Annotated in this window: 24 protein-coding genes and 1 pseudogene; 18 read left to right on the top strand and 7 right to left on the bottom strand. The window is 70.8% G+C overall.

Annotated features, from left to right (window positions below; translation table 11 throughout):
* From GQQ95_RS19550 to GQQ95_RS18960, 6 genes are all read left to right on the top strand, one after another.
* The coding region (locus GQQ95_RS19550; RefSeq protein WP_212275613.1) for a hypothetical protein at positions 1-248 on the top strand (248 nt) is incomplete at its 5' end.
* A gap of 169 nt (positions 249-417) precedes the next feature.
* On the top strand, positions 418-873 hold the full coding sequence (locus GQQ95_RS18980) for a YciI family protein (protein ID WP_157429176.1): 456 nt from the start codon (positions 418-420) through the stop codon (positions 871-873).
* A 47-nt stretch (positions 874-920) separates the two neighbouring features.
* The gene (locus GQQ95_RS18975; RefSeq protein ID WP_246205823.1) at positions 921-2,219 is read left to right on the top strand and encodes an RNA polymerase sigma factor; all 1,299 of its coding nucleotides are present in this window, start codon (positions 921-923) and stop codon (positions 2,217-2,219) included.
* A 127-nt stretch (positions 2,220-2,346) separates the two neighbouring features.
* A complete protein-coding gene (locus GQQ95_RS18970; RefSeq protein WP_157429174.1) occupies positions 2,347-3,000 on the top strand; it encodes a TetR/AcrR family transcriptional regulator in 654 nt (217 codons plus the stop codon).
* Between the two features lie 12 nt (positions 3,001-3,012).
* Positions 3,013-4,749 carry an ABC transporter ATP-binding protein gene (locus tag GQQ95_RS18965; RefSeq protein WP_157429173.1) on the top strand — a complete coding sequence of 579 codons (1,737 nt, stop codon included), beginning with the start codon at positions 3,013-3,015 and terminating at the stop codon, positions 4,747-4,749.
* Positions 4,746-6,821 carry an ABC transporter ATP-binding protein gene (locus GQQ95_RS18960; protein WP_157429172.1) on the top strand — a complete coding sequence of 692 codons (2,076 nt, stop codon included), beginning with the start codon at positions 4,746-4,748 and terminating at the stop codon, positions 6,819-6,821. The genes GQQ95_RS18965 and GQQ95_RS18960 overlap by 4 nt, the downstream gene beginning before the upstream one ends.
* Positions 6,822-6,890: 69 nt before the next feature.
* Here GQQ95_RS18960 and GQQ95_RS18955 read toward each other — a convergent pair whose 3' ends face one another.
* Positions 6,891-10,397 carry an efflux RND transporter permease subunit gene (locus tag GQQ95_RS18955; RefSeq protein ID WP_157429171.1) on the bottom strand — a complete coding sequence of 1,169 codons (3,507 nt, stop codon included), beginning with the start codon at positions 10,395-10,397 and terminating at the stop codon, positions 6,891-6,893.
* A 142-nt stretch (positions 10,398-10,539) separates the two neighbouring features.
* Here GQQ95_RS18955 and GQQ95_RS18950 point away from each other — a divergent pair, with 142 nt between their 5' ends.
* Both GQQ95_RS18950 and GQQ95_RS19545 read left to right on the top strand, forming a co-directional pair.
* Positions 10,540-11,673, top strand: a complete 1,134-nt coding sequence (locus tag GQQ95_RS18950) for a hypothetical protein (RefSeq protein ID WP_157429170.1) — start codon at positions 10,540-10,542, stop codon at positions 11,671-11,673.
* 113 nt (positions 11,674-11,786) lie between these two features.
* The gene (locus GQQ95_RS19545) at positions 11,787-13,397 is read left to right on the top strand and encodes a chaplin family protein (RefSeq protein ID WP_157429169.1); all 1,611 of its coding nucleotides are present in this window, start codon (positions 11,787-11,789) and stop codon (positions 13,395-13,397) included.
* A 57-nt stretch (positions 13,398-13,454) separates the two neighbouring features.
* On the opposite strand, the gene yczR is transcribed toward GQQ95_RS19545, so the two are convergent.
* A complete protein-coding gene (gene yczR, locus GQQ95_RS18940) occupies positions 13,455-14,906 on the bottom strand; it encodes a MocR-like transcription factor YczR (RefSeq protein ID WP_157429168.1) in 1,452 nt (483 codons plus the stop codon).
* 43 nt (positions 14,907-14,949) lie between these two features.
* On the opposite strand from yczR, the gene yczE reads away from it, so the two are divergent.
* Complete coding sequence (gene yczE, locus GQQ95_RS18935; RefSeq protein WP_246205821.1) at positions 14,950-15,648, top strand: membrane protein YczE; 699 nt, start codon at positions 14,950-14,952, stop codon at positions 15,646-15,648.
* An 85-nt stretch (positions 15,649-15,733) separates the two neighbouring features.
* Here the strand turns inward: yczE and GQQ95_RS18930 are convergent, their stop codons facing one another.
* Entirely contained in the window at positions 15,734-16,495 is a 762-nt protein-coding gene (locus tag GQQ95_RS18930; protein ID WP_157429167.1) for a MerR family transcriptional regulator, read from the bottom strand.
* Positions 16,496-16,706: 211 nt separating this feature from the next.
* Here GQQ95_RS18930 and GQQ95_RS18925 point away from each other — a divergent pair, with 211 nt between their 5' ends.
* From GQQ95_RS18925 to GQQ95_RS18900, 6 genes are all read left to right on the top strand, one after another.
* Positions 16,707-17,624: a DUF4097 family beta strand repeat-containing protein gene (locus tag GQQ95_RS18925; RefSeq protein WP_246205819.1), complete on the top strand. Its 918-nt coding sequence runs from the start codon at positions 16,707-16,709 to the stop codon at positions 17,622-17,624.
* A complete protein-coding gene (locus tag GQQ95_RS18920; protein ID WP_157429166.1) occupies positions 17,621-18,268 on the top strand; it encodes a PadR family transcriptional regulator in 648 nt (215 codons plus the stop codon). The genes GQQ95_RS18925 and GQQ95_RS18920 overlap by 4 nt, the downstream gene beginning before the upstream one ends.
* A 93-nt stretch (positions 18,269-18,361) precedes the next feature.
* Complete coding sequence (locus tag GQQ95_RS18915) at positions 18,362-18,874, top strand: GNAT family N-acetyltransferase (protein WP_157429165.1); 513 nt, start codon at positions 18,362-18,364, stop codon at positions 18,872-18,874.
* Positions 18,875-18,883: 9 nt separating this feature from the next.
* Positions 18,884-19,303, top strand: coding sequence for a fluoride efflux transporter FluC (locus GQQ95_RS18910; RefSeq protein ID WP_157429164.1), 420 nt, complete (start codon positions 18,884-18,886; stop codon positions 19,301-19,303).
* The gene (crcB, locus tag GQQ95_RS18905) at positions 19,300-19,680 is read left to right on the top strand and encodes a fluoride efflux transporter CrcB (protein WP_157429163.1); all 381 of its coding nucleotides are present in this window, start codon (positions 19,300-19,302) and stop codon (positions 19,678-19,680) included. The genes GQQ95_RS18910 and crcB overlap by 4 nt, the downstream gene beginning before the upstream one ends.
* A 37-nt stretch (positions 19,681-19,717) precedes the next feature.
* A complete protein-coding gene (locus GQQ95_RS18900; RefSeq protein ID WP_246205818.1) occupies positions 19,718-21,823 on the top strand; it encodes an APC family permease in 2,106 nt (701 codons plus the stop codon).
* Positions 21,824-21,884: 61 nt separating this feature from the next.
* Here the strand turns inward: GQQ95_RS18900 and GQQ95_RS18895 are convergent, their stop codons facing one another.
* Positions 21,885-23,063 (bottom strand): NAD(P)-binding domain-containing protein, encoded by a 1,179-nt coding sequence (locus GQQ95_RS18895; RefSeq protein ID WP_157429162.1) that lies wholly within the window; start codon positions 23,061-23,063, stop codon positions 21,885-21,887.
* A gap of 47 nt (positions 23,064-23,110) precedes the next feature.
* Here GQQ95_RS18895 and GQQ95_RS19845 point away from each other — a divergent pair, with 47 nt between their 5' ends.
* Complete coding sequence (locus GQQ95_RS19845) at positions 23,111-23,464, top strand: DUF3073 domain-containing protein (protein WP_425482592.1); 354 nt, start codon at positions 23,111-23,113, stop codon at positions 23,462-23,464.
* Between the two features lie 93 nt (positions 23,465-23,557).
* Here the strand turns inward: GQQ95_RS19845 and GQQ95_RS18885 are convergent, their stop codons facing one another.
* The gene (locus GQQ95_RS18885; RefSeq protein ID WP_157429161.1) at positions 23,558-24,349 is read right to left on the bottom strand and encodes an LLM class flavin-dependent oxidoreductase; all 792 of its coding nucleotides are present in this window, start codon (positions 24,347-24,349) and stop codon (positions 23,558-23,560) included.
* 13 nt (positions 24,350-24,362) lie between these two features.
* Complete coding sequence (gene purM, locus GQQ95_RS18880; protein WP_157429160.1) at positions 24,363-25,469, bottom strand: phosphoribosylformylglycinamidine cyclo-ligase; 1,107 nt, start codon at positions 25,467-25,469, stop codon at positions 24,363-24,365.
* A gap of 91 nt (positions 25,470-25,560) precedes the next feature.
* Here purM and GQQ95_RS18875 point away from each other — a divergent pair, with 91 nt between their 5' ends.
* Positions 25,561-26,172 carry a zinc-binding alcohol dehydrogenase gene (locus GQQ95_RS18875; protein WP_157429159.1) on the top strand — a complete coding sequence of 204 codons (612 nt, stop codon included), beginning with the start codon at positions 25,561-25,563 and terminating at the stop codon, positions 26,170-26,172.
* A gap of 22 nt (positions 26,173-26,194) precedes the next feature.
* The gene (locus tag GQQ95_RS18870; protein ID WP_157429158.1) at positions 26,195-26,629 is read left to right on the top strand and encodes a PaaI family thioesterase; all 435 of its coding nucleotides are present in this window, start codon (positions 26,195-26,197) and stop codon (positions 26,627-26,629) included.
* A 13-nt stretch (positions 26,630-26,642) separates the two neighbouring features.
* Here GQQ95_RS18870 and GQQ95_RS19730 read toward each other — a convergent pair.
* Positions 26,643-26,768 (bottom strand): annotated as a pseudogene (locus GQQ95_RS19730) (IS481 family transposase); the annotation flags it as partial.

Here is a 26,768-nt window from a genome sequence, read left to right as displayed (position 1 = left end):
CTTTCCGCTTCTTCCTGACCGCCGCGGCGACATGTATGAATCTACAAGCCCCCACCCCCACCACACAAATCAACCCCACATCCCGGGCGTGTCGCACCACACCACACCACCAAAACCCCAGACCAGACCTGAAGACCGTCGCAATCAGTCAAGCGCGGCCGCTCTCTGGTCCCGAGGGGCGTGATCGCCGGCTGCGGCAGGTCTGGGCCGGTGGTCTGCGGCACGCCGGCGGAACCGGCCTGCCGTGAAGCCTGGCTCGACGCCGGCATCCGTTCGCGATCCGCTCTGGCCAGGGCGCTGCGGTCACGGCCAGACTGATTCCGGAGAACGTTTCCACGCCGTGTCGATCCGGGGCCCCTCCCGTTCGACGCTGGGGTGAACGGGCGCTCGGCCCGCAAACGGATGAGGGAGAACACCATGAAGTACATGCTGATCATGCGGGCCAACGACGAGGGCATCGCCAACTACGAGGAGCTCGACTTCACCGAGGTCATCGCCGCGATGGGCGCCTACAACGAGTCGATGATCAAGGCCGGCGTCCTGCTCGCGGGCGAGGGTCTCGCCGATGCCAAGGAGGGCTTCGTCGTCGACTTCGACTCCACGCCGCCGGTCGTCACCGACGGCCCCTACGCCGAGGCGAAGGAGCTCTTCAACGGCTTCTGGATCATCGGCGTCTCCAGCAAGGAGGAGGCCGCGGAGTGGGCCAGGCGCTGCCCGCTCGGCCCGGGGGCGCGCCTCGAGGTGCGCCGGGTCAACGAACTCGAGGACTTCCCGCAGGACAACGAGTGGATCCAGAAGGAGGCGGGCTGGCGCGCGGACGCCGAAGCCGCCGCTGCCGCCGAGTCCGGGCTCTCGAGCCCGTCCGGCTCCTGACGGGCGGCCGGGCGCGTGCCTGAGCGCATCGCGCGGCACGGTCGATCGTGAACGAGCAGGCGCATGGCGCGACGGGCGTCGACGGGGCCGAGGCCGAGGCCCGGGCCCGTCGCGCCGTCGACGCGGTCTGGCGCATCGAGTCCGCCCGCATCGTCGCGACGCTCGCCCGGTTCGCCGCGGGTGACGTCGAGCAGGCCGAGGACCTCGCGCAGGAGGCGGTGCTCGAGGCACTGCGGCAATGGCCGGTCGAGGGCGTACCCCGGAACCCCGGTGCCTGGCTCACGACCGTCGCCAAGCGTCGCGCGATCGACACGTGGCGCCGCCGCGAGCGCCTCGACGAGCGCTACGCCGCGATCGCCCACGACCTCGAGCAGCGTGGCGACGCGGCATCCGACCAGGGCTGGGACCCCGACACGATCGACGACGACGTGCTGCGGCTCGTCTTCGTGTCCTGCCACCTCGTGCTGTCCCGCGAGGCGCAGGTGGCGCTGACGCTCCGGGTGGTCGGCGGCCTCACGACCGAGGAGATCGCGCGGGCCTTCCTCGTGCCGGTGGCCACGGTGCAGCAGCGCATCGTCCGGGCGAAGAAGACGCTGACGGCGGCGGCGGTCCCGTTCGAGGTCCCCGAGCCGCAGGACTACGCCGCTCGACTGGGCTCCGTGCTCTCGGTGCTGTACCTCGTCTTCAACGAGGGGTACCTGCCGGCCTCCGGCGAGCACTGGGTGCGGCCGGATGTCGCGGGCGAGGCCCTCCGCCTCGCCCGCGTCGTCGCCGCCCTCATGCCGCGGGAGCCCGAGGCGCATGCGCTCGTGGCGCTGATGGAGTTCCACGCGTCGCGCTTCGCCGCCCGCGTCGGACCGGACGAGACGCCGATCCCCCTCGACCGGCAGGAGCGGGCGAGATGGGATCGCGCCCAGATCGAGCGCGGGCGGGCGGCCCTCGCGCACGCCGACCGCATCGGCCGCGGGCGCGCCTCGTACGGCCTGCAGGCCGCGATCGCCGAATGCCATGCCGTCGCCGCGCGGGCGGAGGACACCGACTGGGGCCGCATCGCCCTGCTCTACGAGGCGCTCGGTCGCATCGCGCCGTCGCCGGTGGTCGAGCTGAATCGCGCCGTCGCCGTCGCGATGTCGACCGGTCCGGCGAGTGCGTTGCGCATCCTCGACGAGCTCGAGCGCGCGGGCACGCTCGCCGGGTATGCGGGGCTGCCCGCGGTGCGCGGCGAACTCCTGGCTCGGCTCGGGCGGGTCGAGGAGGCCAAGGGCCAACTCGCCGTCGCGGCACGGCTCACGGGTAACGAGCGGGAGCGCGCGGCGCTGCTCGCGAAGGCCGCCTCGCTCGGTTGAGGGGACGCTTCGGCTGTGCCGAGACCGGTCGCGGTGCGCTTCGCCGCGACATCCGCCCGCAGCGAAATTCTGCCGCTGACCGGCTCGCAAGCTTCTGAGTGAGCGCTCATTCAGTTATGCTCCCCGCATGACCGAGAAGCCACGGCGGGCGAAACCCATGAGCCGCGACGAGCGACGCGCCACCATCATGGACGCCGCCATCCCGTTGCTCGTGCAGTACGGCCGCGACGTGACGAGCAGCCAACTCGCCAAGGCCGCCGGGGTCGCGGAGGGCACCCTCTACTCGGTGTTCGATGACAAGGACGAGATCATCCACGCCGCGATCCACCGGCACATCGAGGCGACGTCGATGGTCGACGCGATCGCGGCGATCCCGCCCACGAGCGACCTCGCCGGCATGATCCGCACCATCGTCGAGCTCACCCAGCACCGCACCGAGCAGATCTTCGCGCTCGTGGCGATCCTCGGCTTCCACGAACGGACCCCCGAGAACGCGAAGCGCCGGCCGCCCGACAACGAGCCCGTGATCCAGGCGATCACCGATGCCCTGCTGCCGCATCGCGCCCGGCTCTCCGTGCCGCCGAGGCGGGCTGCGCAGTTCATCCGCTACGCGACGTTCTCCATGACGCATCCCCTCATCACCGGCGGCGACATCGTGCCCGCCGAGGAGATCAGCGATCTCCTGCTGCACGGGTTCTCGGCGCCGGTCGACGGCCGCGAGGCATCCGGCGCCCTGACCTCGACCTCACCGGCAACCGCCGAACCGACCGCCGCCTCATAGAAAGCCGATCGCATGCTCCTGACCCTGTTGAAGCGCTACGTGAAGCCGTACTGGTGGCTGATCACGGGTGTCGTCGTCTTCCAGTTAGCGCAGTCGATGGCGTCGCTGTACCTGCCGACGTTGAACGCCGACATCATCGACAACGGCGTCGCCACCGGCGACACCGCCTACATCCTCACCACCGGCGGCTGGATGCTGCTCATCACGCTCGCGCAGGTCGCATGCTCGATCACGGCCGTGTACTTCGGCGCCCGGCTCGCCATGGCGGTCGGTCGCGACCTGCGCCGGGGCGTCTTCCGGAAGGTCGGCGCGTTCTCGGAGCGCGAGGTCTCGAAGTTCGGTGCACCGTCGCTGATCACGCGCACGACGAACGACGTGCAGCAGGTGCAGATGCTCGTGCTGATGACCTCGACGATGCTCGTGTCGGCCCCGATCCTCGCGATCGGTGGCGTGATCCTGGCGATGCAGCAGGATCTCGAGCTGTCGTGGCTCATCGCGGTCAGCGTGCCCGTGCTGCTCATCGCGGTCGGCCTGATCGTGAGCCGCATGGTCCCGCTGTTCCGCGTCATGCAGAAGAAGATCGACCGCGTGAACCTCGTGCTCCGGGAGCAGCTGACCGGCATCCGCGTCATCCGGGCGTTCGTGCGGGAGCCCGTCGAACGGCAGCGGTTCGGCGCGGCGAACGCGGAGATCACGGATGTCGCGACGCGGGCCGGCCGGCTCATGGCCCTCATGTTCCCCGTCGTGATGGCCGTGCTGAACGTCTCGAGCGTCGCCGTGCTCTGGTTCGGGGCGTTCCGCGTCGAGGACGGGAGCATGCAGGTCGGAACGCTCATGGCGTTCCTGCAGTACCTGATGCAGATCCTGATGGCGGTGATGATGGCGACCTTCATGGCGGTGATGATCCCCCGCGCCTCCGTGAGCGCGGACCGGATCGGCGAGGTGCTCGACACCGAGTCGAGCGTGGTGCCGCCGCTGCAGCCGATCACCGACGTGTCGCTGCACGGGGCGATCGAGTTCGACGACGTGAGCTTCGCGTACCCCGGTGCCGAGGCCCCGGTGCTGCGCAACCTCACCTTCCTCACCGAGCCGGGCACCACCACGGCCGTCATCGGCAGCACCGGCGCGGGCAAGACGACCCTGGTCAACCTGCTCCCGCGACTCTTCGACGCGACGGAGGGCAGCGTCCGCATCGATGGCGTCGACGTGCGCGACCTCGAGCCCGACGCGCTCTGGGAGCGCATCGGCCTCGTGCCGCAGAAGCCGTACCTCTTCTCGGGCACCGTCGCCTCCAATCTCCGCTACGGCAAGCCGGATGCCACGGACGACGAGCTCTGGCACGCGCTGGAGGTCGCCCAGGCCCGTGACTTCGTCGCCGCGATGCCCGGCGGGCTCGAGGCGACCGTCGCCCAGGGCGGCACCAACGTCTCGGGCGGCCAGCGGCAGCGCCTCGCGATCGCGAGGGCACTCGTCAAGCGACCGGAGATCTACGTCTTCGACGACTCCTTCTCGGCGCTCGACGTCGCGACCGACGGCCGCCTGCGTCGCGCCCTTCGCGCCGACATCGGCGAGGCCTCGATGTTCGTGGTCGCCCAGCGCGTGTCGAGCATCGTCGACGCCGACCAGATCCTCGTGCTCGAGCACGGCGAGATCGTCGCACGAGGCACGCACGAGCAGCTGCTTGTCACCTCACCCACCTACGAGGAGATCGTCTCCAGCCAGCTCAGCGCCGAGGAGGCCGCAGCATGACCACCGAGCAGCGCAACGATGCACAGGCCGACACCGGCTCGATCAGCGCGGCGACGCAGGCGGAGATCGCCTCGGAGGCGGAGGCGGCGCCCGCGCCGTCCGCCCCGCAACCCCGTCGAGGCGGACCGTTCGGCGGCGGCGGCGCGCAGGCGCCCGTGCAGAAGGCCATGAACTTCGGCCCGTCCGCGAAGCGCCTCATCGGGCGCCTGCGGCCCGAGGCATGGCCCGTCATCACCGTCACCGTCCTGGCGATCATCGGCGTGGTGTTCACCGTGCTCGGTCCGAAGCTCCTCGGCGAGGGCACGAACATCATCTTCGAGGGCGTCGTCTCCTCGGCCCTCGGCCAGCAACTCCCCGCGGGCACCAGCCAGGCGGAGGCCGTCGAACTGCTGCGTGCTGGGGGCCAGGACGACATCGCCAACATCGTCTCGGCCATGAACGACTTCAGCGTGGGCGCCGGCATCGACTTCCAGGCGCTCGGCATGGTGCTCGTGGGCGTGCTCGTGCTCTACCTGCTCGCGTCGCTCTTCATGTGGCTGCAGGGCTGGGTGCTGAACGGCGCGATCCAGCGCACGGTCTACCGACTCCGAGCGGATGTCGAGGACAAGATCAACCGGCTCCCGCTCAAGTACTTCGACGGGATGCAGCGCGGCGAGGTGCTCTCGCGGGTCACCAACGACATGGACAACGTCTCGCAGAGCCTGCAGCAGACCATGAGCCAGATGCTCACCTCGCTCCTCACCGTGATCGGCGTGCTGGTGATGATGTTCACCATCTCGCCGCTGCTCGCCCTGGTCGCGCTCGTCACGATCCCGCTGTCGGCGATCATCACGGTGGTCATCGCGAAGCGCTCCCAGAAGATGTTCGCCGCGCAGTGGAAGCACACGGGCGCCCTGAACGCGCGCATCGAGGAGACCTTCACCGGTCACTCGCTGGTGAAGGTGTTCGGCCGGCAGAAGGAGGTCGACGAGGCGTTCGACGCCAAGAACGACGAGCTCTACACCGCCAGCTTCGGCGCCCAGTTCGTCTCGGGCATCATCATGCCCGCGATGATGTTCGTCGGGAACCTCGTCTACGTGGCGATCGCCGTCGTCGGCGGCCTGATGGTCGCCGCCGGGACCATGCGCCTCGGCGACGTGCAGGCGTTCATCCAGTACTCCCGCCAGTTCACCCAGCCCCTGAGCCAGCTCGGCTCGATGGCGAACCTCCTGCAGTCGGGGGTTGCGAGCGCCGAGCGCATCTTCGAGCTGCTCGACGCCGACGAGCAGGAGCCCGATCCCGAGGAGGCCGACTCACCGGCATCCGTGGCGGAGGGCGGCGAGACCGGAGCTCGACTGGCGTTCGAGGAAGTCTCGTTCAGCTACTCGCCCGACAAGCCGCTGATCGAGCACATGAACCTCGTCGCCGAGCCCGGTTCGACGGTCGCGATCGTCGGACCGACCGGCGCAGGCAAGACGACCCTCGTGAACCTCATCATGCGGTTCTACGACGTCGACTCCGGGCGCATCACGTTCAACGGCGTCGACATCGCCGACATGACGCGCGACGACCTGCGCTCGCGCACGGGCATGGTGCTCCAGGACACGTGGCTCTTCGGCGGCACGATCAGGGAGAACATCGCCTACGGGCGTCCGGATGCCACGGAGGAGGAGATCCTCGCCGCGGCCGTCGCCGCCTACGTCGACCGGTTCGTGCATGCGCTGCCCGACGGGTACGACACCGTGCTCGACGACGAGGCCGGCAACCTCTCGGCCGGAGAGAAGCAGCTCATCACGATCGCGCGAGCCTTCCTGGCGCGACCGAGCGTGCTGATCCTCGACGAGGCGACGAGCTCGGTCGACACCCGCACGGAGGTGCTCGTCCAGAAGGCGATGGCGGCGCTGCGCGCCGACCGCACGAGCTTCGTGATCGCGCACCGGCTCTCGACGATCCGCGACGCCGACGTCATCCTCGTCATGGAGGACGGCTCGATCGTCGAGCAGGGTTCGCACACCGCGCTGCTCGCCGCGAAGGGGGCCTACTACCGCCTCTACAACGCGCAGTTCGAGGCGCCGGTCGACGACGAGGCCTGACACGACGAACGGGAAGGGGGCTGTGCGCGACGCTCGCGCACAGCCCCCTTCATCGTCGGATGCCGCGGGTCAGGCCCTCGGCGTGCCCTGATCAGGATCGGCGTCGCGGTCGGTCGGGGTCTCGGGCCCGGTCGGGGTCTCGGGCGCGGACGGGGCCTCGGGCGCCGTCTCGGCGGGGGATGACGTCGCGGTCCCGTCGACCGTTCCGGGCGTCGGCTCGGGCGTTGCCGCCGGTGCCGCCTCGGGTGCCGGCGCACCTGACGCACGCTCCGCCGCGGCCGGCTCCGCGCCGACGAGCGCCGGAGCGGGCGACTCGACGACGGGATCGCCACCGTGCGCGCGCGCCGCGCGCTTGGCCGCACGACGCTCGCGTCCGCCCTCGACGAGGTTGTAGAGCACCGGCAGCACCACGAGGGTGAGCACCGTCGAGGACAGGAGTCCGCCGATGACGACGATCGCCAGGGGCTGCGAGATGAAGCCGCCGTGCCCGGTGACGCCGAGCGCCATCGGCACGAGGGCGAAGATGGTCGCGAGCGCGGTCATGAGGATCGGCCGCAGACGACGAGAGGAACCGTGCACCAGTGCGTCCCTGACGTTCATGCCGCGATCGCGGTACTGGTTCACGAGGTCGACGAGCACGATCGCGTTCGTCACCACGATGCCGACGAGCATGAGCACGCCGATGAGCGACGGCACGCCGAGCGGCACGCCCGTGATGACCTGCAGCGCGATCGCTCCCGTGGCCGCGAAGGGCACCGACACGAGCAGCAGCAGCGGCTGGAGGAGCGAGCGGAAGGTCGCGACCATGACGATGTAGACGATGAGGATCGCGGCCAGGAGCGCGAGCCCGAGCTGCGAGAACGACTCGGCCTGGTCGGCGGAGACGCCGCCGATCTCCGCGGTCGTGCCGGCCGGCAGGTCGACCTCGGCGAGGGCCACCTGCACGTCGGCGTTCGCCGTCGTCAGGTCGTCGCCCGACGGCGTCGCCGACACGGTCGCGCTGCGAAGTCCCTTCACCGTCGTGACCGACGTCGGGCCATCGACGGTCTCGACCGTCGCGAGCGTGTCGAGACGGACGAGTCCGGCGGGCGTCGGGATCTCGAGCGCCTGCAGCTCCTCGACGGTCGTCGGCGGGTTCTCGTCGGCGATGTAGATCGTGAGCGTCTGCTCGTCGACCACGATCGAGCCCTTGGTCTGGGGCGACATCTTGCCCGACACGTATCCGCCGAGGGCGACCTCGGAATAACCGGCCGCGGCCGCCGTATCCCGATCGATCTCGATCGCGATGTACTCGCGCGACTCGCCGAGGTTCGAGCCGACCTGGGTGAGCGAGTCGAAGCCCTCGAACTCCTCGACGACGGCGTCGGTCGCCTTCTGGAGGTCATCGGCGTTGGAGGCCGTGATGTTCACCGCGATGTCGTTCGATGCGCCGAAGCCGCTCGAGGCGGTGAGGGTGACCTCGCCGACGTCGGACAGCCCGTCGAGCTCGTCGCGGACCTCGGCCTGCAGCGCCTCCTGGTCGGCGTCCTCATCGGTCGTGATCGAGTAGGTGACCGTGGCCCCGCCGTTGCCGAAGATCGCGGAGAGGTCCTGGCCGCTGGATCCGATGGAGGTCTGGACGGTCTCGACGCCCTCGGTGCCGATGATGGCCTCCTCGACCGGCTCGGACGCCTCGTCCATCGCCTCCAGGCTCGACCCGACCGGCAGCTCCTGCGTGACCTGGAAGGTGTTCTGCCCGGAGGATCCGAGGAAGTTCGTCTTCATGAGCGGCACCATCGCGATCGTGCCGCCGAGCACGAGCACGGCGACCATGATCGTGACGACGCTGTGCTTGAGGGTCCACGCGATGATCGGCAGGTACCCGCGCTGCAGGCGCGACGGGTGCTCGAGCTCGTCGGGCGCGCCGGCGCCGGCCTCGTCGACGAACGCCGCGGCCGCGGCATCCGATCCGGGCTCGTGGTCACCCGAGTGCGCGTGCACCTTGGCCGGCTTGAGGAACCAGTACGCGAGCACCGGCACGATCGTGAGCGAGACGAGCAGCGATGCGAGCAACGCGATGGTCACGGTCAGCGAGAACGGGCGGAACAGCTCGCCCGTGACGCCCTCGACCAGCGCGATCGGGAGGAACACCGCGACCGTGGTGATGGTCGAGGCCGTGATCGCGCCGGCCACCTCGCGGACGGCGCGGACGATGGTGGACGCCTTGTCGGTTCCCTCGACGAGGTGCCGCTTGATGTTCTCGATGACGACGATGGAGTCGTCGACCACGCGACCGATGGCGATCGTGAGCGCGCCGAGGGTCAGGATGTTGAGCGTGTACCCCGTGGCCTGCAGGCCGATGAACGTGATCAGCACCGAGGTGGGGATCGAGATGGCCGTGACGAGGGTCGCGCGCACGGACATGAGGAACAGCAGGATGATGATGACCGCGAAGGCGAGGCCGAGCAGGCCCTCGGTCGCGAGCGACTCGATCGACTGCTGGATGTAGGGCGCCTGGTCGAAGACCACGGTGAACTCGGCGCCGGGGTTCGTCGAGTCGAGCGAGGCCTGCAGGTCGGGCAGCAGTGCCGAGACCGCGTTCGAGACCTCGACCGTGTTCGCCGCCGGCAGCTTGGTGACCTGGATCGTCAGGGCGGGTTCGCCGTTCACGCGCGAGATGCTCGTGACGGGGTTCTCGGTGACCTCGACGGATGCCACGTCGCCGATGGTGATCGCGACGGGCACGCTCACCGCGGTGGGCGCCGCGACCGCCCCGGGGATGGCGGTGCCCGTGGGCAGTCCTTCGGCCGGGACATCCGTGGCGCCCGCGGCATCCGGGGCGGGCCGCTGCTCGGTGGCCCCCAGCACCGGGAGGGCGGACAGTTCGTCGACGCTCTCGAGGCGCTCGCCCGTCTGCACCGAGTAGGTCTTGTCGCCCTCGGTGATGGAGCCGGCGGGGATGAGCACGCCGTTCTGCGCCAGCGCGTCGCCGATGGCCTGCGAGGAGAGGCCGTAGCCGGCCAGCTTCACGGCGTCGGGCGTGATCGTCACGCGCTGGCCGACATCGCCCACGAGCGTCGCGTCGCGCACGCCGTCGACGTCCTTGATCTCGCCGAGGGTCGTCCGGGTGATCTCGTCGGAGAGGGTCGCCGGGTCGTCGGCGCCGGTCACCGCGACCTGCAGCACCGGGAAGTCGTCGAGGCTCAGCGCGAACACCTGGGGGTCGACGTCCTCGGGCAGCTGGCTCTGGATGCGGTTGACCGAGGAGAGCAGCTTCTGCTCGGCGAACGCGAGGTCGGTGCCGTACGTGAAGCTCGCGGTCACGCGGGAGAACCCGGTGGAGCTCGTGGTGGACGTGTCCTCGAGGCCCGTGATGCCCTGGATCGCGGTCTCGATCGGCGTCGAGACGTCGGTGTTCACGACGTCGGGCGACGCGCCCGGGTACGAGGTGACGATGCTCAACTGCGGGAAGGAGATGGACGGTGCCAGCTCCTGCTTCAGCGAGGTCAGCGAGATCCCGCCGAAGATCGCCACGACGACGGTGACGAGCGCGATCAGCGCACGGTTCTTCATGCTGAGGGCAGCGAGCAGGTACATGGGCTCAATCCTCGCAGGCGGAGGGGTCGGATTCGGTCACGGATGCCTGTGAACCGGACACCCTTCTCCGGGAATCTCCGCCCGGGGACTAGCCTCGTGCGGCGGACGGGCGGTATCGTGCCGAGGGTATGGGGGTGATCCGGTGACCTCGACGACGAAGGTTGCACGCCGAACGGGCGTTCGGTACGCCCTGCTCGGCGTCGGCCTCTCGGCCGGATGGCTCGCCCTGACGCTCATGACCGGCGGCCAGAGCGCCTCGGCCGACGACGGCGAGGAGCGCGGCGGCCTGCTCGGCGGCGTCGGATCCATCCTCGGAGGGGTGTCTGAGACGACCGGCTCGGTCGGCGACACCCTCGACACCGTGCTCGACGCGGTCACCACTCCCGTGAACGCCGTCCTCGACCCCGTGGTCGAACAGGCGCCGGAACCGGTCGCCGAGATCGTCGAGATCGTTCCCGAGGTCGTGGAGACCACCACCGACACCGTCGGCGAGGTCGTCGACGCGACCGATACCGCGGTCGTCGAGATCGTCGAGGAGACCACCGGAGCCGTGACGGATGTCGCGGCCGGCGGCACCGTCGGCGCGGTCGTCGACCCCGTGGTCGGCACGGTCGACGACGTGGTCGAATCCACTCCGATCGTCGGCTCGCTCGTGAAGGGCGTGCTCGGCGACCGGGCCGTCAGCGGCATCGTCACCCCCGTGACCGGGGCAGTCGACGACACGCTCGGCCAGGTCGTCGGTTCCACCGGGTCCCTGCCCGACGGCGTCCTCCCGACCCTTCCCGGCGTTCCGCTGCTTCCCGGTGTCGACGGCGAGACCCCGCCCACCACCGAGGTGCCGCCGCTCGTTCCGGGTATCCCCGCGCATCCGTCGGTCACCCCGGCCGTGCCGGCTGCGCCGGTCGCGCAGGCGCCTGCGCCGTCCCCGGCCGTGACCGAACGTTCGACCCGTGCGGCCGCGTCCAGCGGCCCCGCCCTGCTCTCGCATGCGCCGCCGGCCGGCACGGTCGACGCCGACGCATCCACCGAATCCGGGTTGCAGGCCCTGGCACCGTCCGGCGGCGGAACCGGCGGCCCGGTCGGCGCGCCCGGTGCACCCGGCGGTTCCGGTGGTTCGGGCTCCGGAGCAGGTCCGGCCGGCGGTTCGGCCGCCCTCGGATCCGACACCGGCGACTCCGCACTTCGACTCGACGCCACGGCGTCCCTCGCGCTCTCCTCCGTCGACGACGCGCTGCCGTCGTCGCCGATCCACGAGACCGACACCACCCCTGACTGACGGGGACCGTTCCGCCCGCCCGCGGGCCGTTCATTCGGCACGCCTCGGCGACGGCGGACACGGTCATCGCTCCGCCCTGCGGAGCACCCAACTCATTCCAGTCAGGAGACATCATGAACCTCAAGCGGTTCGCCACGAGGGCGCTCTATGCGACCCTCGCCACCGGGGGGCTCACGCTCCTCGGGGCCGGCGTCGCGCACGCATCGGACACGAGCGGCGACGACGGCATCCTCTCGGGCACGCAGGCCCTCGTCTCGATCGAGTTGCCGGTGACGGTCTCGGGCAACGGCATCTCGGTCATCGGCGACTCGTCGTCGACGGATGCCGCGACCGAGGTCGCACCGGCCGCCGAGGCGGAGCCGGCAGCCACCACGAGCGGCGACGACTCGCTGCTCGGCGGGCTCCAGGGCGTCATCGACGTCGCGATCCCGGTGACCGTGGGCGGCAACGCCGTCTCGGTCGTCGGCGACAGCGAGTCGACGGATGCCGCGACCGAGGTCGCACCGGCGCCGGCACCCGCTCCGGCGCCTGCTCCTGCACCCGCTCCGGCGCCTCAGCCCGCGACCACGAGCGGCGACGACTCGCTGCTCGGCGGGCTCCAGGGCCTCGTCGATGTCGCGGTCCCCGTGACGGTGAGCGGCAACGCCGTCTCGGTCGTCGGCGACAGCGAGTCGACGGATGCATCGAGCACCGTCGAGTCCGCGGCATCCGGCGGCGAGGGCAGCGCCTCGACCTCCGGTGACGACGGGATCCTGGGCGGGCTCCAGGGCATCGTCGGAGTCGCGGTCCCGGTGACCGTCGGCGGCAACGCCATCTCCGTCATCGGCGACAGCCAGTCGACCGACGCCGAGACCGCCGTCACCCCCGGAACCGGCACCGGCTCCGGCTCCGGCTCCGGAGACGGCGCCACCACGAGCGGCGATGACTCGCTCCTCGGCGGCACCCATGCGATCATCGACGCCGCGATCCCCGTGACCGTTGGCGGCAACGCCATCTCCGTCATCGGCGACAGCCAGTCGACCGACGCCGAGACCGCCGTCACCCCCGGAACCGGCACCGGCTCCGGCTCCGGCTCCGGAGACGGCGCCACCACGAGCGGCGATGACTCGCTCCTCGGCGGCACCCAGGCGATCATCGACGCCGCCATCCCCGTGACCGTCGGCGGCAACGCCATCTCGGTCATCGGCGACAGCCAGTCGACCGACGCCGAGACGGTCGTCGTTCCGGGAACCGGGGGCGGTTCCGCGATCACGGATGGATCGGATGGGCTGCTCGGGGGAGCACAGCTCATTCCGGGCCTGTCCCTGCCCATCACGATCGGCGGCAACGCCGTCTCGGTCATCGGCGACAGCGTGACGGAGGGCCCCACCACCGTCGTCGTCCCCGGCGACCCCGGTGACCCTGGTGACCCGGGCGACCCGGGCGACCCCGGTGACCCGGGCGACCCCGGCGACCCCGGTGACCCCGGCACGCCCGGCACCCCTGGCACGCCCGGCACTCCTGGCACGCCCGGCTCCCCCGGTGCTCCCGGCACTCCCGGTGCTCCGGGCTCCGACGGCGGCACCGCTGTCGCCGCCGGCTCCGTGACGAGCGTCATGGCGGCAGGTGACGAGGGCGCGCTGGCCTCGACCGGTGCGGAGACGAGCCTGCTCCCGCTTGCCGGGTTGCTGCTCGCGCTCGGACTCGTGCTGGTCGGGATGCGGCGGTTCGTCCTGCACCGCTGAACAACGGCGAAGCGGCGGTCCGGGCGATCCAGCCCGGCCCGCCGCTTCGGCATGCCGTCAGACGACCGACGCCAGCAGTTCGGGCTCGGGCTCGCGGAGCGGCGCACCCGCGAGCGAACGCCAGGCTCGCGCGAGCGCGCGCACCGCGGCATCCGTCGCCTCCGGGGTCTGGCAGATGGGCAGGCGGAGGAACCGCTCGAACGCTCCGTCGATGCCGAACCGCGGCCCGGCCGTGACGATGAGGCCCTCGCGCCGTGCGGCGAGCGCGAGCTGCGAGCTGGCCGGGGCGCCGAGGCCGACCCAGGTCACGATGCCGCCGTCCACGTGCGGCACCTCCCATTCGGGCAGCAGTTCCGCGATGCGCCGCTCGAGCAGGTCGCGGCCGGCGCGCAGCTGCTCGCGGCGCAGCCGGAGCACGTCGTCGAAGCCCTCCAGCGCCCGGGCCACGAGCAACTGCTCGAGGATCGGGGTGCCGAGGTCGCCCGGCGAGCGGACCGCGAGCAGGCGACGGATGAGCGGGCGATCGGCGCGGATCCAGCCGACCCGGAGGCCGCCCCACACCGTCTTGCCGACACTGCCGATGAGCACGGCCGGCCCGTCGGCGGCCATCGGCGGGAACTCCTCGGGGCGGTCGATGTCGAGATCGGCGATGGTCTCGTCGGCGATGACGACCGTGCCCTGCCTGGCCGCTGCGTCGAGGACCCGGGCCCGCGACTCCCGGCTCATCGTGCGCCCCGTGGGGTTTTGGAAGTCGGGCATGAGGTAGGCGACGACGGGGTTCGCATGGCGGATCGCCTGCATGAGCCCGGCCGCCTCTTCACGGTCGGCGTCGATTCCCGCCTCGCCGGACGCATGCGGGACGACCGGTGAACCGACGAGCCTGGCGCCGGCGCCTCGGAGCGCCTCGTACGCGTGCGGATAGGTGGGAGCCTCGATCACGGCCCGGTCGCCGCGCGCGATGAGCGCCCGGGAGACCAGAGCGATCGCATGCTGCGCGCCGATCGTGACCATCACCTGGTCGGGCGAGGTCGGCAGCCCGCGGGCGGTGTAGCGGTCGGCGATGGCCTGCCGCAGGACCGGGACGCCGATCGCGTCATAGCCGGCGTCACCCAGGTACGACGGCAGGTCCTCGGCAGCCCGCCTGGCGAGATCGGGCAACCACGGCAGCGCGGAGGGCGCGGCCTTGGAGAAGTCGAGGTAGGCCGACTCGAGCGGCATCGGCAGCATCGCGGGAGCACCCGGCAGGCGCGCAACGCTGCCGGAGCCGCGGACGCTGTGCAGGTGGTCGACCTCGCGGAGGCGGCGGTACGCGGCCGCGACGGTCGTGCGGCTGAGGCCCAGCCGATCGGCGAGGTCTCGTTCGGCCGGCAGCCGCGTCTCCACGGGGATGCGTCCGTCGACGATGAGCAGGCGGATGCGGTCCGCGAGCGCCTCGTACGCGCTGCCGGTGCCGCGCCAGTCGCCGAGGAGGACCTCGAGGGATCGGGCGCTGAGGGATCGATCGACCATGAGGCCACCTTAGGAGAATTGGCTGTATGCGGGAAGTCCAATCATGGAATTGGATTGGGTCATGCTCAACCGCCTGCCGTCCTTCCGCGATCCCGCGCCGATCCTCGCACGGCGCCTCGTGCAGCTCTACGTCGGACTGCTGCTCTACGGCATCGCCATCGCGCTCATCGTGCGTGCGGAACTCGGCGTGGCCCCGTGGGACGTGCTGACCCAGGGCATCTCGAAGCAGACGGGCCTGAACTTCGGGCTCGTGACGGTCATCACCAGTGCCTTCGTGCTGCTGCTCTGGATCCCGATCCGCCAGAAGCCGGGCTTCGGCACGATCATGAACGCCCTCCTCGTCGGCCCTGCGGCCGACCTCGGGCACTGGCTGATCCCGTCGGGCCTCGACCTCTGGGCGCGCATCCTGCTCCTGCCGGCCGGGATCCTGCTCCTAGCCCTGGCCACGGGCCTGTACATCGGCGCCCAGTTCGGCCCCGGCCCGCGCGACGGCCTCATGACCGGGCTGCACCGGCGCACCGGCTGGCGCATCTGGATCGTGCGCACAAGCATCGAGGTCGTCGTGCTCGGCGCGGGATGGCTGCTCGGCGGCGACGTCGGCATCGGCACCGTCGCGTTCGCCCTCCTGATCGGCCCGCTCTGCGGGTACGCGATCCCCATGTTCGCGATCAGGCGAGCCCCGCTCGAGACGACGGATGTCGGCGCCTCCGGCGAGCGCGAGCCCATCGCCAGCACCACCTGAGCCCGGCGGGTCGACGCGTCGGGACACCCGTCGACCCGCCGCACCCGACGAGGCCCCGACCGCGATGCGGTCGGGGCCTCGTCATTCACGCCAGGTTGCGCTCGGCGTACGCCGTCATCGCATCTCGTACGAACCGGGCACCCTCGGCGCCGCCGTAGTTGGCACCGAAGCGGTCGTCCGCGACGTACATCTCGGCCAGGCCGAGGAAGTACTCCCGCGTCGGACCGTTCGCGCCGCCGCCGGGCGTGCCGGGGATGCTGCGCAACCACTCGAAGTGGCGCTGCGCGAGCGCCTGCGCCTCGTCGCCGGCGGGGTCGATGCCCCGCTCGTGCGCGTCGATCCAGTCGCCGCTGAGCCGCGCGAGGCGCTCCTGCCATGCGGCCTTCTCCTCGGCGCTCATCGAGCGCCACCAGGCGTCGGACCTCGCGTACGCGTCCCGACCCCAGCGCTGCTCGACCTCCTCCTTGTACTCGGTGTGGTCGAACCCGTCGAACATCTGCTCTGCCATGAGTCGTTCACCTCCTTCCAGTGATTCGATGGTCTGCTCGACCGACGCGATCTGCCGCGTCAGCCGTTCCTGCTCCCGGCGCAGCCACTCGAGGTGGCCGCGCAGGGCGTGGGGCGCCCGGTCCTCCCGCTCGAGCACGTCGGCGATCGCCGGCAGCCCGAGCCCGAGGTCGCGCAGCAGCAGGATGCGCTGCAGGCGCACGAGCGCGTCGGCGTCGTAGTGGCGGTAGCCGTTGGACCCGATGCGCGCCGGCGCCAGCAGCCCGATGTCGTCGTAGTGACGCAGCGTTCGGCTGGTGGTGCCCGCGAGCTTCGCGATCTCCTGGATCGACCAGTCCACGATGTCTCCTCTCGTTCGCCGGGACGTTCTGCCCCACGGATGCCACGGTAGAGGTTGACGTTACGTCAAGGTCAAGCGGGCGGCATCCGCGGCGGCTTGCGAATCGGCCAAACGCGATATATCGTGAGATGCAACAGACGCGATATATCGCGATCGTGAACTTCCCCGGCGACGCCTCCGTCGCCGACCCGCAGAAGAGAAGGAGCACCCCATGAGCCTCGAGAAGTGGGTCATCAACCCCGGAGAGTCCCGCGTCATCGACCTCGAACTCGTGCGACGCCTCAAGGTCAGCCTGATCGGCGGAAAGGTCGACGTCATCGCGCACGACGAGCCCGGCGCCCGCATCGAGGTCTCCGGCGTGACCGGCAAGGACCTCAAGGTCTCGATCGACGGCGACGTGCTCGAGATCGACCACCCCCAGTTGGGCTGGGACAACTTCATCGACGTCTTCAAGGGCTGGGCCGGGTCGGCCAAGGCCGAGGTGTCGATCCTCGCGCCGCGACACGTCGCGATGAAGCTCGGCATGGTGTCGGGCGACGCCCTCGTCTCGGGCTTCACGACCGACGCCAAGCTCAGCACGGTCTCGGGCAGCCTCGTCATCGACAACCACGAGGGCGACGTCGAGGTGTCCAGCGTCTCGGGCGAGATCTCGGTCGGCAACCACATGGGCGCGATCGATGCGCACTCCGTCTCGGGCGACGTCATCGCGACCGGCGACATCCGCCGCTTCAAGGCGGACACCGTCGCCGGCGACCTCATCGTCGATGCGAAGGGCACCCCCGGCTCGATCGACACCAACACCGTCTCGGGCGCGCTCACCGTGCGCTACGACGCAGGCTCGGGAGCGCGGTTCCGCATCAACACCGTCGGCGGCACCGTGCTGCTGGACGACACCCGCATCAAGGGCGTGCTCGGCAAGGGATTCGAGCGCATCACCGGCGAGCTCGCCGGCGAATGGCTCGACCTCGGTGCCAACAGCGTCTCTGGATCGATCTCGGTCATGACCCGCGAGCGCAGCGGTGCGGATGCCTCCGGCGCAGCCGGCGCCACCCGCACGACCGACACCACTCCGACCGATGCCTCCGGGACCACGGATGGCACCGGCGCGACCGACACGAGCGCCGCATGACTCCGCCGGTCTTCGCCCACGGGAGCCTGCGCCTCTACCTGCTCGCGCTCCTCGAGGAGCAGTCCCGCCACGGCTACGAGCTGATCCAGGCGCTCAGCGAGCGCTTCGGCGGCACCTACACGCCGAGCGCCGGCACCATCTATCCGCGCCTGTCCAAGCTCGAGGAGGAGGGACTGGTCACGAAGTCGACCGACGGCCGCAAGACGGTCTACGAGATCACCGACGCCGGCCGGGCCGAACTCGAATCGCGCCGGCACGAGCTCGACGACATCGAGAACGAGGTCACCGACTCCGTGCGCCGTCTCGCCGACGGGGTGCGGGCCGAGGTCAACGAGGCGATGCGATCCCTCCGTGCCGAGCTCGCGAGCGCGGCACGCGAGGCGAAGCGCGCAGCAACCGACACCTCGGCGAGCGCGGCCTCGACCACGAGCGCCACCGGGACCACCGGGTCGGCCGATCGCGGGCGCATCGACGCCGAACGGGCGCTGCAGGACGCCGACCTCGCGGTCGCCGCATTCCGCCAGCAGCTGCGCACCGACCTGCGAACCCACCGCGACCGGATCCGCCCCGAGGCCGTCACCCTGCTGAAGGCGCGGCTCGAGCAGGTGCGCACCGACGTGCTCGCGACCTTCGCCGACCGCTGACGAGTCGGACGACCCGAGGGCCGGCCGGCCCGGGCATCCGCCCGGTTCCCGGCCGGCCTCGTCGATGTCGCAGGGAAGTGCTTTGATGACGGCATGGCAGACGTCACGCTCGTCCCCTGGTCAGCCGACGACCTCGACCTCCTGCGCCGCGCGAACACGCCCGAGCTGATGGACCAGATGGGCGGCCCCGAGACCGACGAGCAGGTCATCGCCCGCCACGAGAAGTACCAGCGCCTCTGGCGCGAGGGCACGGGCTTCCAGTTCCGGATCGTGATCCCAGGCCACCCCGAGGGCGTGGGCATCGTCGGCTACTGGGAACTGGCCCACGGCGACGAGCCGGCCTTCGAGTCCGGCTGGTCCGTCGAGGCCGAGTACCGCGGCCTCGGCATCGCGCCCGCGGCCGTGCTGGCCATGTTCGCCGCCGTTCGAGCGCGCGGTGACGTGCGGCCGGTGCACGCCTACCCCCGTGTTGACAATCCCGCGTCGAACGCCGTCTGCCGCAAGGCCGGGTTCACGCTGCTCGGTCCCGTTGAGTTCGAGGTCACGCCGGGGCGCGTGCTGCACACGAACGACTGGGTCCACGACCTCTCGGCCGCCCCGGCGTAGCCTCGAGTCGTGCGCACCTACCTCGCCGTCGCCCTCGGCGGCCTCGTCGGCACCGGGCTGCGCCTCGCGGTCGACCTCTTCCTGCCGCACGCCGAGACCGGGTTCCCGGTCAGCACCCTCATCGTCAACCTCGTCGGAGCACTGGTGCTCGGCTGGCTCGTCGGCGGGCTCTGGGCACGGCCGGGCACGCCGTCATGGCTCCGGGCCGGCTTCGGGGCGGGCCTGCTCGGGTCGTTCACCACGATGTCCGCCGTGATGGCCTCGCTCGTGCTGCTGTCGAGCGACGGCGCCTGGTGGCTCGCCGCGCTCTACCTGACGGTCTCCGTCGTCGGCGGCCTCGCCCTCGCGGCCGCCGGCCTACGGCTGGGATCGCGACTCGCCCATCGTCCGATGCCGACGACGGTCACCGACGCGGGGCAGACGCTGTGACCGCGGAGACGACCCCGGCCGTCGTGATCGCCGTGCTCGTGGCCGGCGCGGTCGGTGCCGTCATCCGTTTCGCGCTGTCCAGGGCGCTCCCGGTCCGCCCCGGCCGCCTGCCGGTCGGCATCCTCGTGGTGAACGTCATCGGCTCGGCACTCGCCGGCGCACTCCTCGGCCTGGCCGAGCGAGCGGCGATCGGCCACGACGTGCAGCTGATCCTCGTCACGGGATTCTGCGGCGGCCTGACCACGTTCAGCACCTGGAGTGTCGAGACGATCGAGCTGCTGGGCGGCGGACGCTGGCGCGCCGCCGTCCTGAACGTCCTCGTCACGCTCGTACTCGGTGCGGCGACCGCAGGCGGGATGTACCTCCTGCTCAGGTGACTTGACACGGCGCGTGGCAGGAGTAGTGTCGTCCGCCGTGACAAATGAGGCGGATTCACCGCCACCAGAACTGAAATCGCCGAAGCACTGGATCATCGGCGACCCGCTGCCGACCGAGAAGCTCGAGGGGCAGCTCCTTCCGAAGCACCTCGCGCTCCCGATCTTCGCGAGCGACCCCCTGAGCTCCGTGGCGTACGCGCCGCAGGAGCTGCTCATGATCCTCACGGTCGGCGGGCTCGCGTTCCTGAGCTTCGCGCCGTGGGTGGCCGTGGCCGTCGTCGTCCTGCTCGTGACGGTGGTCGCGTCGTACCGCCAGCTCATCCGCGCCTATCCTTCCGGCGGCGGCGACTACGAGGTCGCGCACCGCAACCTCGGCGAGAAGGCCGGCGTGGTCGTGGCATCCGCGCTGCTCGTCGACTACGTGATGACCGTGGTCGTGTCGGTCGCGTCGGGCGTGGACAACATCATCTCGGCGATCCCCGAACTCGATCCGTTCCGCGTCGAGCTCGCCGTGGTCTTCGTCATCATCCTCGCCGCGGTCAACCTCCGGGGCGTCAGCGAATCGTCGAAGGCGTTCGCGATCCCGACCTACCTGTTCATCGGCAGCGTCTTCGTCATGATCGTCGTCGGACTCACCCGCACCGTGCTGGGCGATCCCCCGGTCGCCGAGTCCGCCCAGTTCCAGGTCGACGCCGAGTCGTTGACGCAGGCGGGCGTCATCCTGCTGCTCCTGCGCTCCTTCGCGAGCGGATGCTCCGCCCTCACGGGCGTGGAGGCCATCGCGAACGGCGTGCCCGCCTTCCGCCGCCCCAAGGTGCGCAACGCCCAGCGCACGCTCGTGCTCATGGGCGGCATCGCCATCATCCTCTTCGCCGGCCTGACCGCGGTCGCGCTCATCTCGCAGGTGCACTACGCCGAGGACCCATGCCACCTCATCGGCTGGGCCGAGTGCGCCACCGAACCGCAGCAGAGCCTCATGGCGCAGGTCGCCGGGGCGACCTTCGGCGAGGGCAGCGTGTTCTTCTACCTCATCCAGGCGACCACGGCGCTCGTGCTGCTGCTGGCGGCCAACACCGCCTTCAACGGGTTCCCGCTGCTCGGGTCCGTGCTCGCGCGCGACGGGTATGCGCCCAAGGCGCTCTCGACGCGCGGCGACCGGCTGATCTACTCCAACGGCGTGCTGATCCTCGCGCTCGCGGCATCAGTGATCCTCGTGGTGTTCCAGGCGAACCTCACGGTGCTCATCCAGCTCTACATCATCGGCGTGTTCGTCTCCTTCACGCTCGGGCAGACCGGCATGGTGCGGCACTGGCTGCGCGAGCTCTCCAAGAACCGGCATCCGGTATCCACCTCGACCGCGCGCCGCGCACCGCAGGACGACCGCGCGCTGTCACGGTCGGCGATGCTGCGGGCGCTCGTGATCAACGCCATCGGCGCCGGCATGACCGCCGTCGTGCTCATCGTCGTCACCGTCACGAAGTTCACGCACGGCGCCTGGATCGTGTTCGTGATGATGCCGATCCTGTTCATCCTCATGGTCGGCGTGAACCGGTACTACCGCGACGTCGAGAAGGAGATCGAGGTCGACCCGACCACGACCTTCGGTTCCGCGGGCGATCACGCCATCGTGCTCGTCGGGCGCATGCAGAAGCCGACGCTGAAGGCCCTCGACTACGCGATCGCCGCCAGGCACGACTCCCTCGAGGCGGTGCACGTCTCCATCGACGACGAGGCGACGAAGCAGCTCAAGAAGGACTGGGTCAAGCAGAACGTGCACGTGAAGCTGCGCATCCTGTCGTCGCCGTATCGCGACCTCAGCCACCCGCTGATCCAGTACATCAAGTCGCGGCGCGAGGAGCACGGCCCCGAGGTCGTCACGGTCTACATGCCGCAGTTCATCGTCGGGCACTGGTGGGAGGGCGTGCTCCACAACCACAAGGCGAGGCGCATCAGCCAGAAGCTGCTCCTCGTGCACGGCGTGACGATCTCGCTCGTGCCGTGGCTGCTCGACTCCTCCGACATGCTCTACGGGCGCCGGTCGCGGCCACTGCCCGGTCAGGACCGTCGAGGCGAGCCCGTGCGTCCCGTGCCCCGCCGCCCGGCCGATGCCGGAACGGCGTCCGCGAAGCAGCGCAAGCCGTAGGCACGCGGTCGCGCACGGCCCTGCGAGCGGATGCCCCGAGCGGATGCCGCGGGCAGCTGGGTCAGATCATCGCCATGATCTGGCGGGCGATCATGCGGCCGGCCCGGCTCGCGCCGATCGTGGAGGCCTGCGGGCCGTAGCCTGCGAGGAAGATGCGCGGGTCGTTCCACGACGCGCCCTGACCCACCGTCACCCCGCCGGCCTTCTCGCGGAGGCGGAGCGGCGAGAGGTGGCGCAGCTCGGGGCGGAACCCGGTGGCCCAGATGATGGCATCGGCCCGGACCTCGCCCGCGGGGGCGTCGCCGTCGCCGTCCCAGATGACGCGGTCGGCCGCGATGCGATCGAACATCGGCCGTGCGACGAGCAGGCCCCGTTCGATGCCCGCGGCGATGCGGCGGCTCTTGGGCACGCCCGTGCCGCTGACGATCGAGGGCAGCGCGCGCCCGGAGCGGGCGGCCTCGTCCTGGATCGCGACGGCCGCCGAGGCACCCTCGAGGTCGAGCTCCTGACGATCGAGCCAGTCGATCGGCCGGCGGGAGACCCAGGTCAGCCCGGCGGCGACGCCCTCGAGCTCGAGCATGAACCCGATGGCGGACGTGCCGCCGCCGACCACGACCACGTGCTTGTCGCGGAAGTCCTCGGCGTCGGCGAAGTCGGAGGTGTGCACGTGCCGACCCTGGAAGTCGGCCATGCCCGGGTAATAGGGAACGAACGGCGAACCCCAGGTTCCCGTGGCGTTCACCAGGAACTGCGCCGCGAGCTCATGTCTCGGCGCCGTCGGCTCGGGCTCCTGGAACGATTTGCGCCGGCGTCCGAAGAACCCACGGGCCTGCTGCTCCTCGATGGGCTGCGGGCTGAGGTCGTCGTAGCGGACCAGGAGGTCGGCGCCCTCGTTCGTCACCGAGCGGACGTCCATGGGCCGCCGGACGTCGAGGCCGAAGTGCTGCTCGAAGCGCCCGTAGTAGTCGGCGACGACCTCGCGGGCCGGCAGCGACCGGTCGGCCGTGTCGAAGCTCAGGCCGAGGTCGGCCATGCCGGGCAGGTCGTTGACCCGGTGCGCTGATCCGAGCCGGAGCGAGGACCAACGGTGCTGCCACGCGCCGCCGGGGCCCGGGGCGCGATCGAGCATGACGAAGTCCTCACCGGCGACGAGTTCGAACCGGCGCAGGTAGTACGCGACGGAGAGTCCTGCCTGACCTGCGCCGATCACCACGATCTTCACGCGTTCAGGGCTCGACATCACGCTCCCATCGAACCACGTCCGGCTGTGCGCGCGCCCAACGATGCATGGCGCGCGACACCTGTGGAGCACAGCATCGGCAAGGTGTGCGCGGTGCTAAACTGGCCGCCGGACAAAACTCATATCCAGAAGCGCCGGGTGAAGATCATTCCATCCGGCCAGACGTCGTAAGGGGGTCACGCATGGGGCGCGGCCGTCAGAAAGCCAAGCACACCAAGGTCGCTCGGGAGCTGAAGTACTTCAGTCCGAACACCGACTACACGGCGCTTGAGCGCGAACTCACGAGTTCGAACCATGACGATTACACCGAAGAGGCTGCGAAGTGGGCGGAATACGCCGACGACGAAGACGACAGCTACGTGGCGGACGAAGAACCGCACGAACAGCACGAACGCGCGTAATCAGCACGAACTCCTGAACGGCGCACCGTCGGGTGCAGCGATGGCATCGGTCGCAGCAGTCTCACGCGATCCCGGATGCCGGATGCCGGTCCCTCATGAGCGCGCCGCCTGAATCCAAGATGCTGCGCGCTCCGCGAACGCCTCGAGTTCGGTCGAGGAACCGCTCGGCGTGATGGCGCGCAGGACGATCTCGTCGACGGAGCTTCCCTCGTCGGGTGCGCGGAGGTAGGCGGCGAGCCCCTCGGCCCCGTCGATCGTGGCGTCGATCGCCGCGAAGCCGAGGCGCTCGAAGTTCGCGGCGTACGACGGGAACGAGTCGTACTTCGCCGCCTCGACGACGAGGTTCGGCCGCGCGGCGGCCTCGACGATGGTTCGAACATAGAGGATCCCGCGCACGTCGTGCCGGCCCGCTGCGGCCGAATCGGCCGTCAGGTCGCGCATGGCCTCGGCCGCGGCATCCGGCGTGAGCCAGTTGAGCAGGACCCCGTCGGACTCCTCGGCGGCCAGGCGCCGCATGCGCGGGCCCAGCGCACCGACGACCACCGACGCGGACGTTCGCTCGCGCAGGCGGTGCACCGCGTCGCGGACCAGCCCGAGCGGCCGGGCCGCCCCGCCGGAGCCGATGCCGATGGTCGTGCGCTCGGCCGGGAGGCCGTCGAGGTCGAGCGAGTCGGCAGGCCGTCGGTCGACGGGGATGACCCCGGTCGCGAGGCGCAGCGTCGCGGTGGCCTCGGCCGCGACGCGGAGTCCGGCGAGCGAATCGCCGCCGGGCACGTCGTTCAGCCAGAGGGCGTCGAAGCCCAGCCGCTCCAGGCGCGGTGCGAGCGCACGGATGACGTCGGCCGGGGTCGAGCCCATGAGCCCGAGGGAGACCGCCTGCGACATGGCCGGGATCCGATCAGGCCGCGTAGGACCCGACGAGGCGCACCGCGCCGCCGTCGACGCCCTTCGCCCCCTGCTCGAATCCGGCGAGGTCGCGGGTGCCGATGGCGACCTCGCCGACCTGCCAGGCGGGCAGCCCGAGCCCGTCGAGCGCGGTGACCACGTCGGCCGCCGCGTCTGCGGCGACGACGGCGAAGAAGCCGATGCCGAGGTTCCAGGTTCCCTCGGAGCTCTCGAGCGTCGACCCTGCGAGCCCGCTCAGCGACCGGAACACGGGTGCGGGGGACCAGGTGGAGCGATCGACCTCGACCCATGAGCCGAGCGGGAGGACGCGAGCGAGATTCGCCGCGATGCCGCCGCCCGTGACGTGCGAGAGCGAGTGGACGGCGCCGCCGAGGCGCTCGTCGGCCTGGAGCGTCACGAGCGGTCCCGAGTACAGGCGGGTGGGCTCGAGGAGGGCCTCGCCCCACGTGGCGCCGAGGTCGGGCGCGGCATCCGTGTAGGTCAGTCCGGCGTTCGCCAGGATGTGCCGCACCAGCGAGAAGCCGTTGGAGTGGAGGCCGCTGGAGGCGATCGCGAGCACGACGTCGCCCTGCTGCACGCGGTCGGCGCCGAGGAGGCGGTCGGCCTCGACCACGCCGACGGCCGCACCCGCCACGTCGTAGTCGTCGACCCCCATGAGGCCGGGGTGCTCGGCCGTCTCGCCGCCGACGAGGGCGGTGCCCGTCTCGGCGCATGCCCGGGCGATGCCCGTGACGATCGCGGCGATGCGGTCGGGCACGACCTTGCCGCACGCGATGTAGTCGGTCATGAACAGCGGCGTGGCACCGACGACGACGATATCGTCGACGACCATGCCCACGAGGTCCTGGCCGATGGTGTCGTGCTTGTCGAGTGCCTGCGCGATCGCGATCTTCGTGCCGACGCCGTCGGTCGAGGTCGCGAGCAGCGGCCGGTCGTACGCCTTCGCGAACGAGAGGTCGAAGAGCCCCGCGAAGCCGCCGACGCCGCCGAGCACGTTGGGACCGTGCGTCGCGGCCACGGAGGCCTTCATGAGTTCGACGGCGAGGTCGCCTGCTGCGGTGTCGACTCCGGCAGCGGCGTAGGACGAGTTCGCGCTCACCCGTCAAGGGTACCCGCCACGCGGCGCGCCGGACGCCGGGACCGCGCGTTCCTCCGGGCCGCACGCGGGATGGGCGAGTAGAATTCGCACCATGCAGCCGGGAGGCACACCCTCGTGGGTGATCCGAGAGAACGCGAGTCGGCCGGTGCTGCTCGCGTTGTACCTCCGTGCCGTCCTCGGCATCGCCTCCCCCGTCGAGCTGCCGCGCATCCGGGACGTCGGCAAGATCGGGTCCGGGCTGCCGATCGACCAGCAGGACCAGCTCGAGCGCCAGTGGCGCGACTGGTGGGCGATGACGGTCGAGCCCGAGACGCATCCGTCGCCGGTGCCGCTCGAACTCGTCGACGCGTACGAGACCGAGGTCGCGCTCCCCGTCTCGGGTGCCGAGGTGCTCGCCGCTGCCATCGTGCCGCACGCCGAGGCCGCCCGCGGCTGGGCGGAGTGGTCGCAGTCCTCGTACCGCACGGCGTCCAAGGCCAGGCGCGGCGACTCCTACCGGGCCTACGCGGGCACGATCGCCGAGCACGAGCGCGAGGTGGGCCGCCGGGCGCACTCGTTCGAGCTCAACGTCGAGGTGCTGCCGCTCGCGTCGATCGGCGTCTGGTGGATCGGCGAGAAGACGGTCGCCGTCACCGACTCGCTGCGATCGGACGCCGCCGCGTTCGACGACGCGATCCACCCGATCATCGCCGAGCTGGCGTGACCGGCGTGCCAGACTCGACGGCATGAGCATCTGGTTCGGCGAGCCCTCCGTGGAGTGGGCGAACTCGCGCTGCGACGGCACCGCGATCCGCGCCCTCGGCATCGAGATGACCGAGGTCACCGACGACGCGTTGCGGGGGCGGATGCCGGTCGACGGCCGCACCCGGCAGCCCGGGGGCGTGCTGCACGGCGGGGCATCCGTGCTCCTGGCGGAGACGCTGGCGAGCTGGGCCTCGAGCTTCACGGTCGATGCCGACAAGTTCTACTGCGTGGGCATGGAGATCAACGCGAACCACGTGCGACCGGTCGCCGACGGCTTCGTGCACGGCGAGGCCCGCCCGATCAGCCGCGGACGCACGACGCAGGTCTGGGACATCCGCATCACCGACGACGCCGGCAAGCTCGTCTGCGTGTCGCGCTGCACGATGGCCGTGCTCGCCAGGCCCTCGGAGTACTGACCGTCGGCGCGCGCTAGCTGTACTGACCTCGACCGTTGTTGATTCGGTCGATGGGGGTTTTGCCTCCGATGCCGAGGTGGGTTCTGTCTAGGTTGTAGTGGTCGAGCCAGGTTGGCAAGGCTGCTGCGCGTTCCGTGTT

Origin of the sequence: Agromyces salentinus (assembly GCF_009749395.1) — a bacterium.
GTDB classification, from domain to species: Bacteria; Actinomycetota; Actinomycetes; order Actinomycetales; family Microbacteriaceae; genus Agromyces; species Agromyces salentinus.
This window is presented reverse-complemented; position numbering and strand designations above follow the sequence as displayed.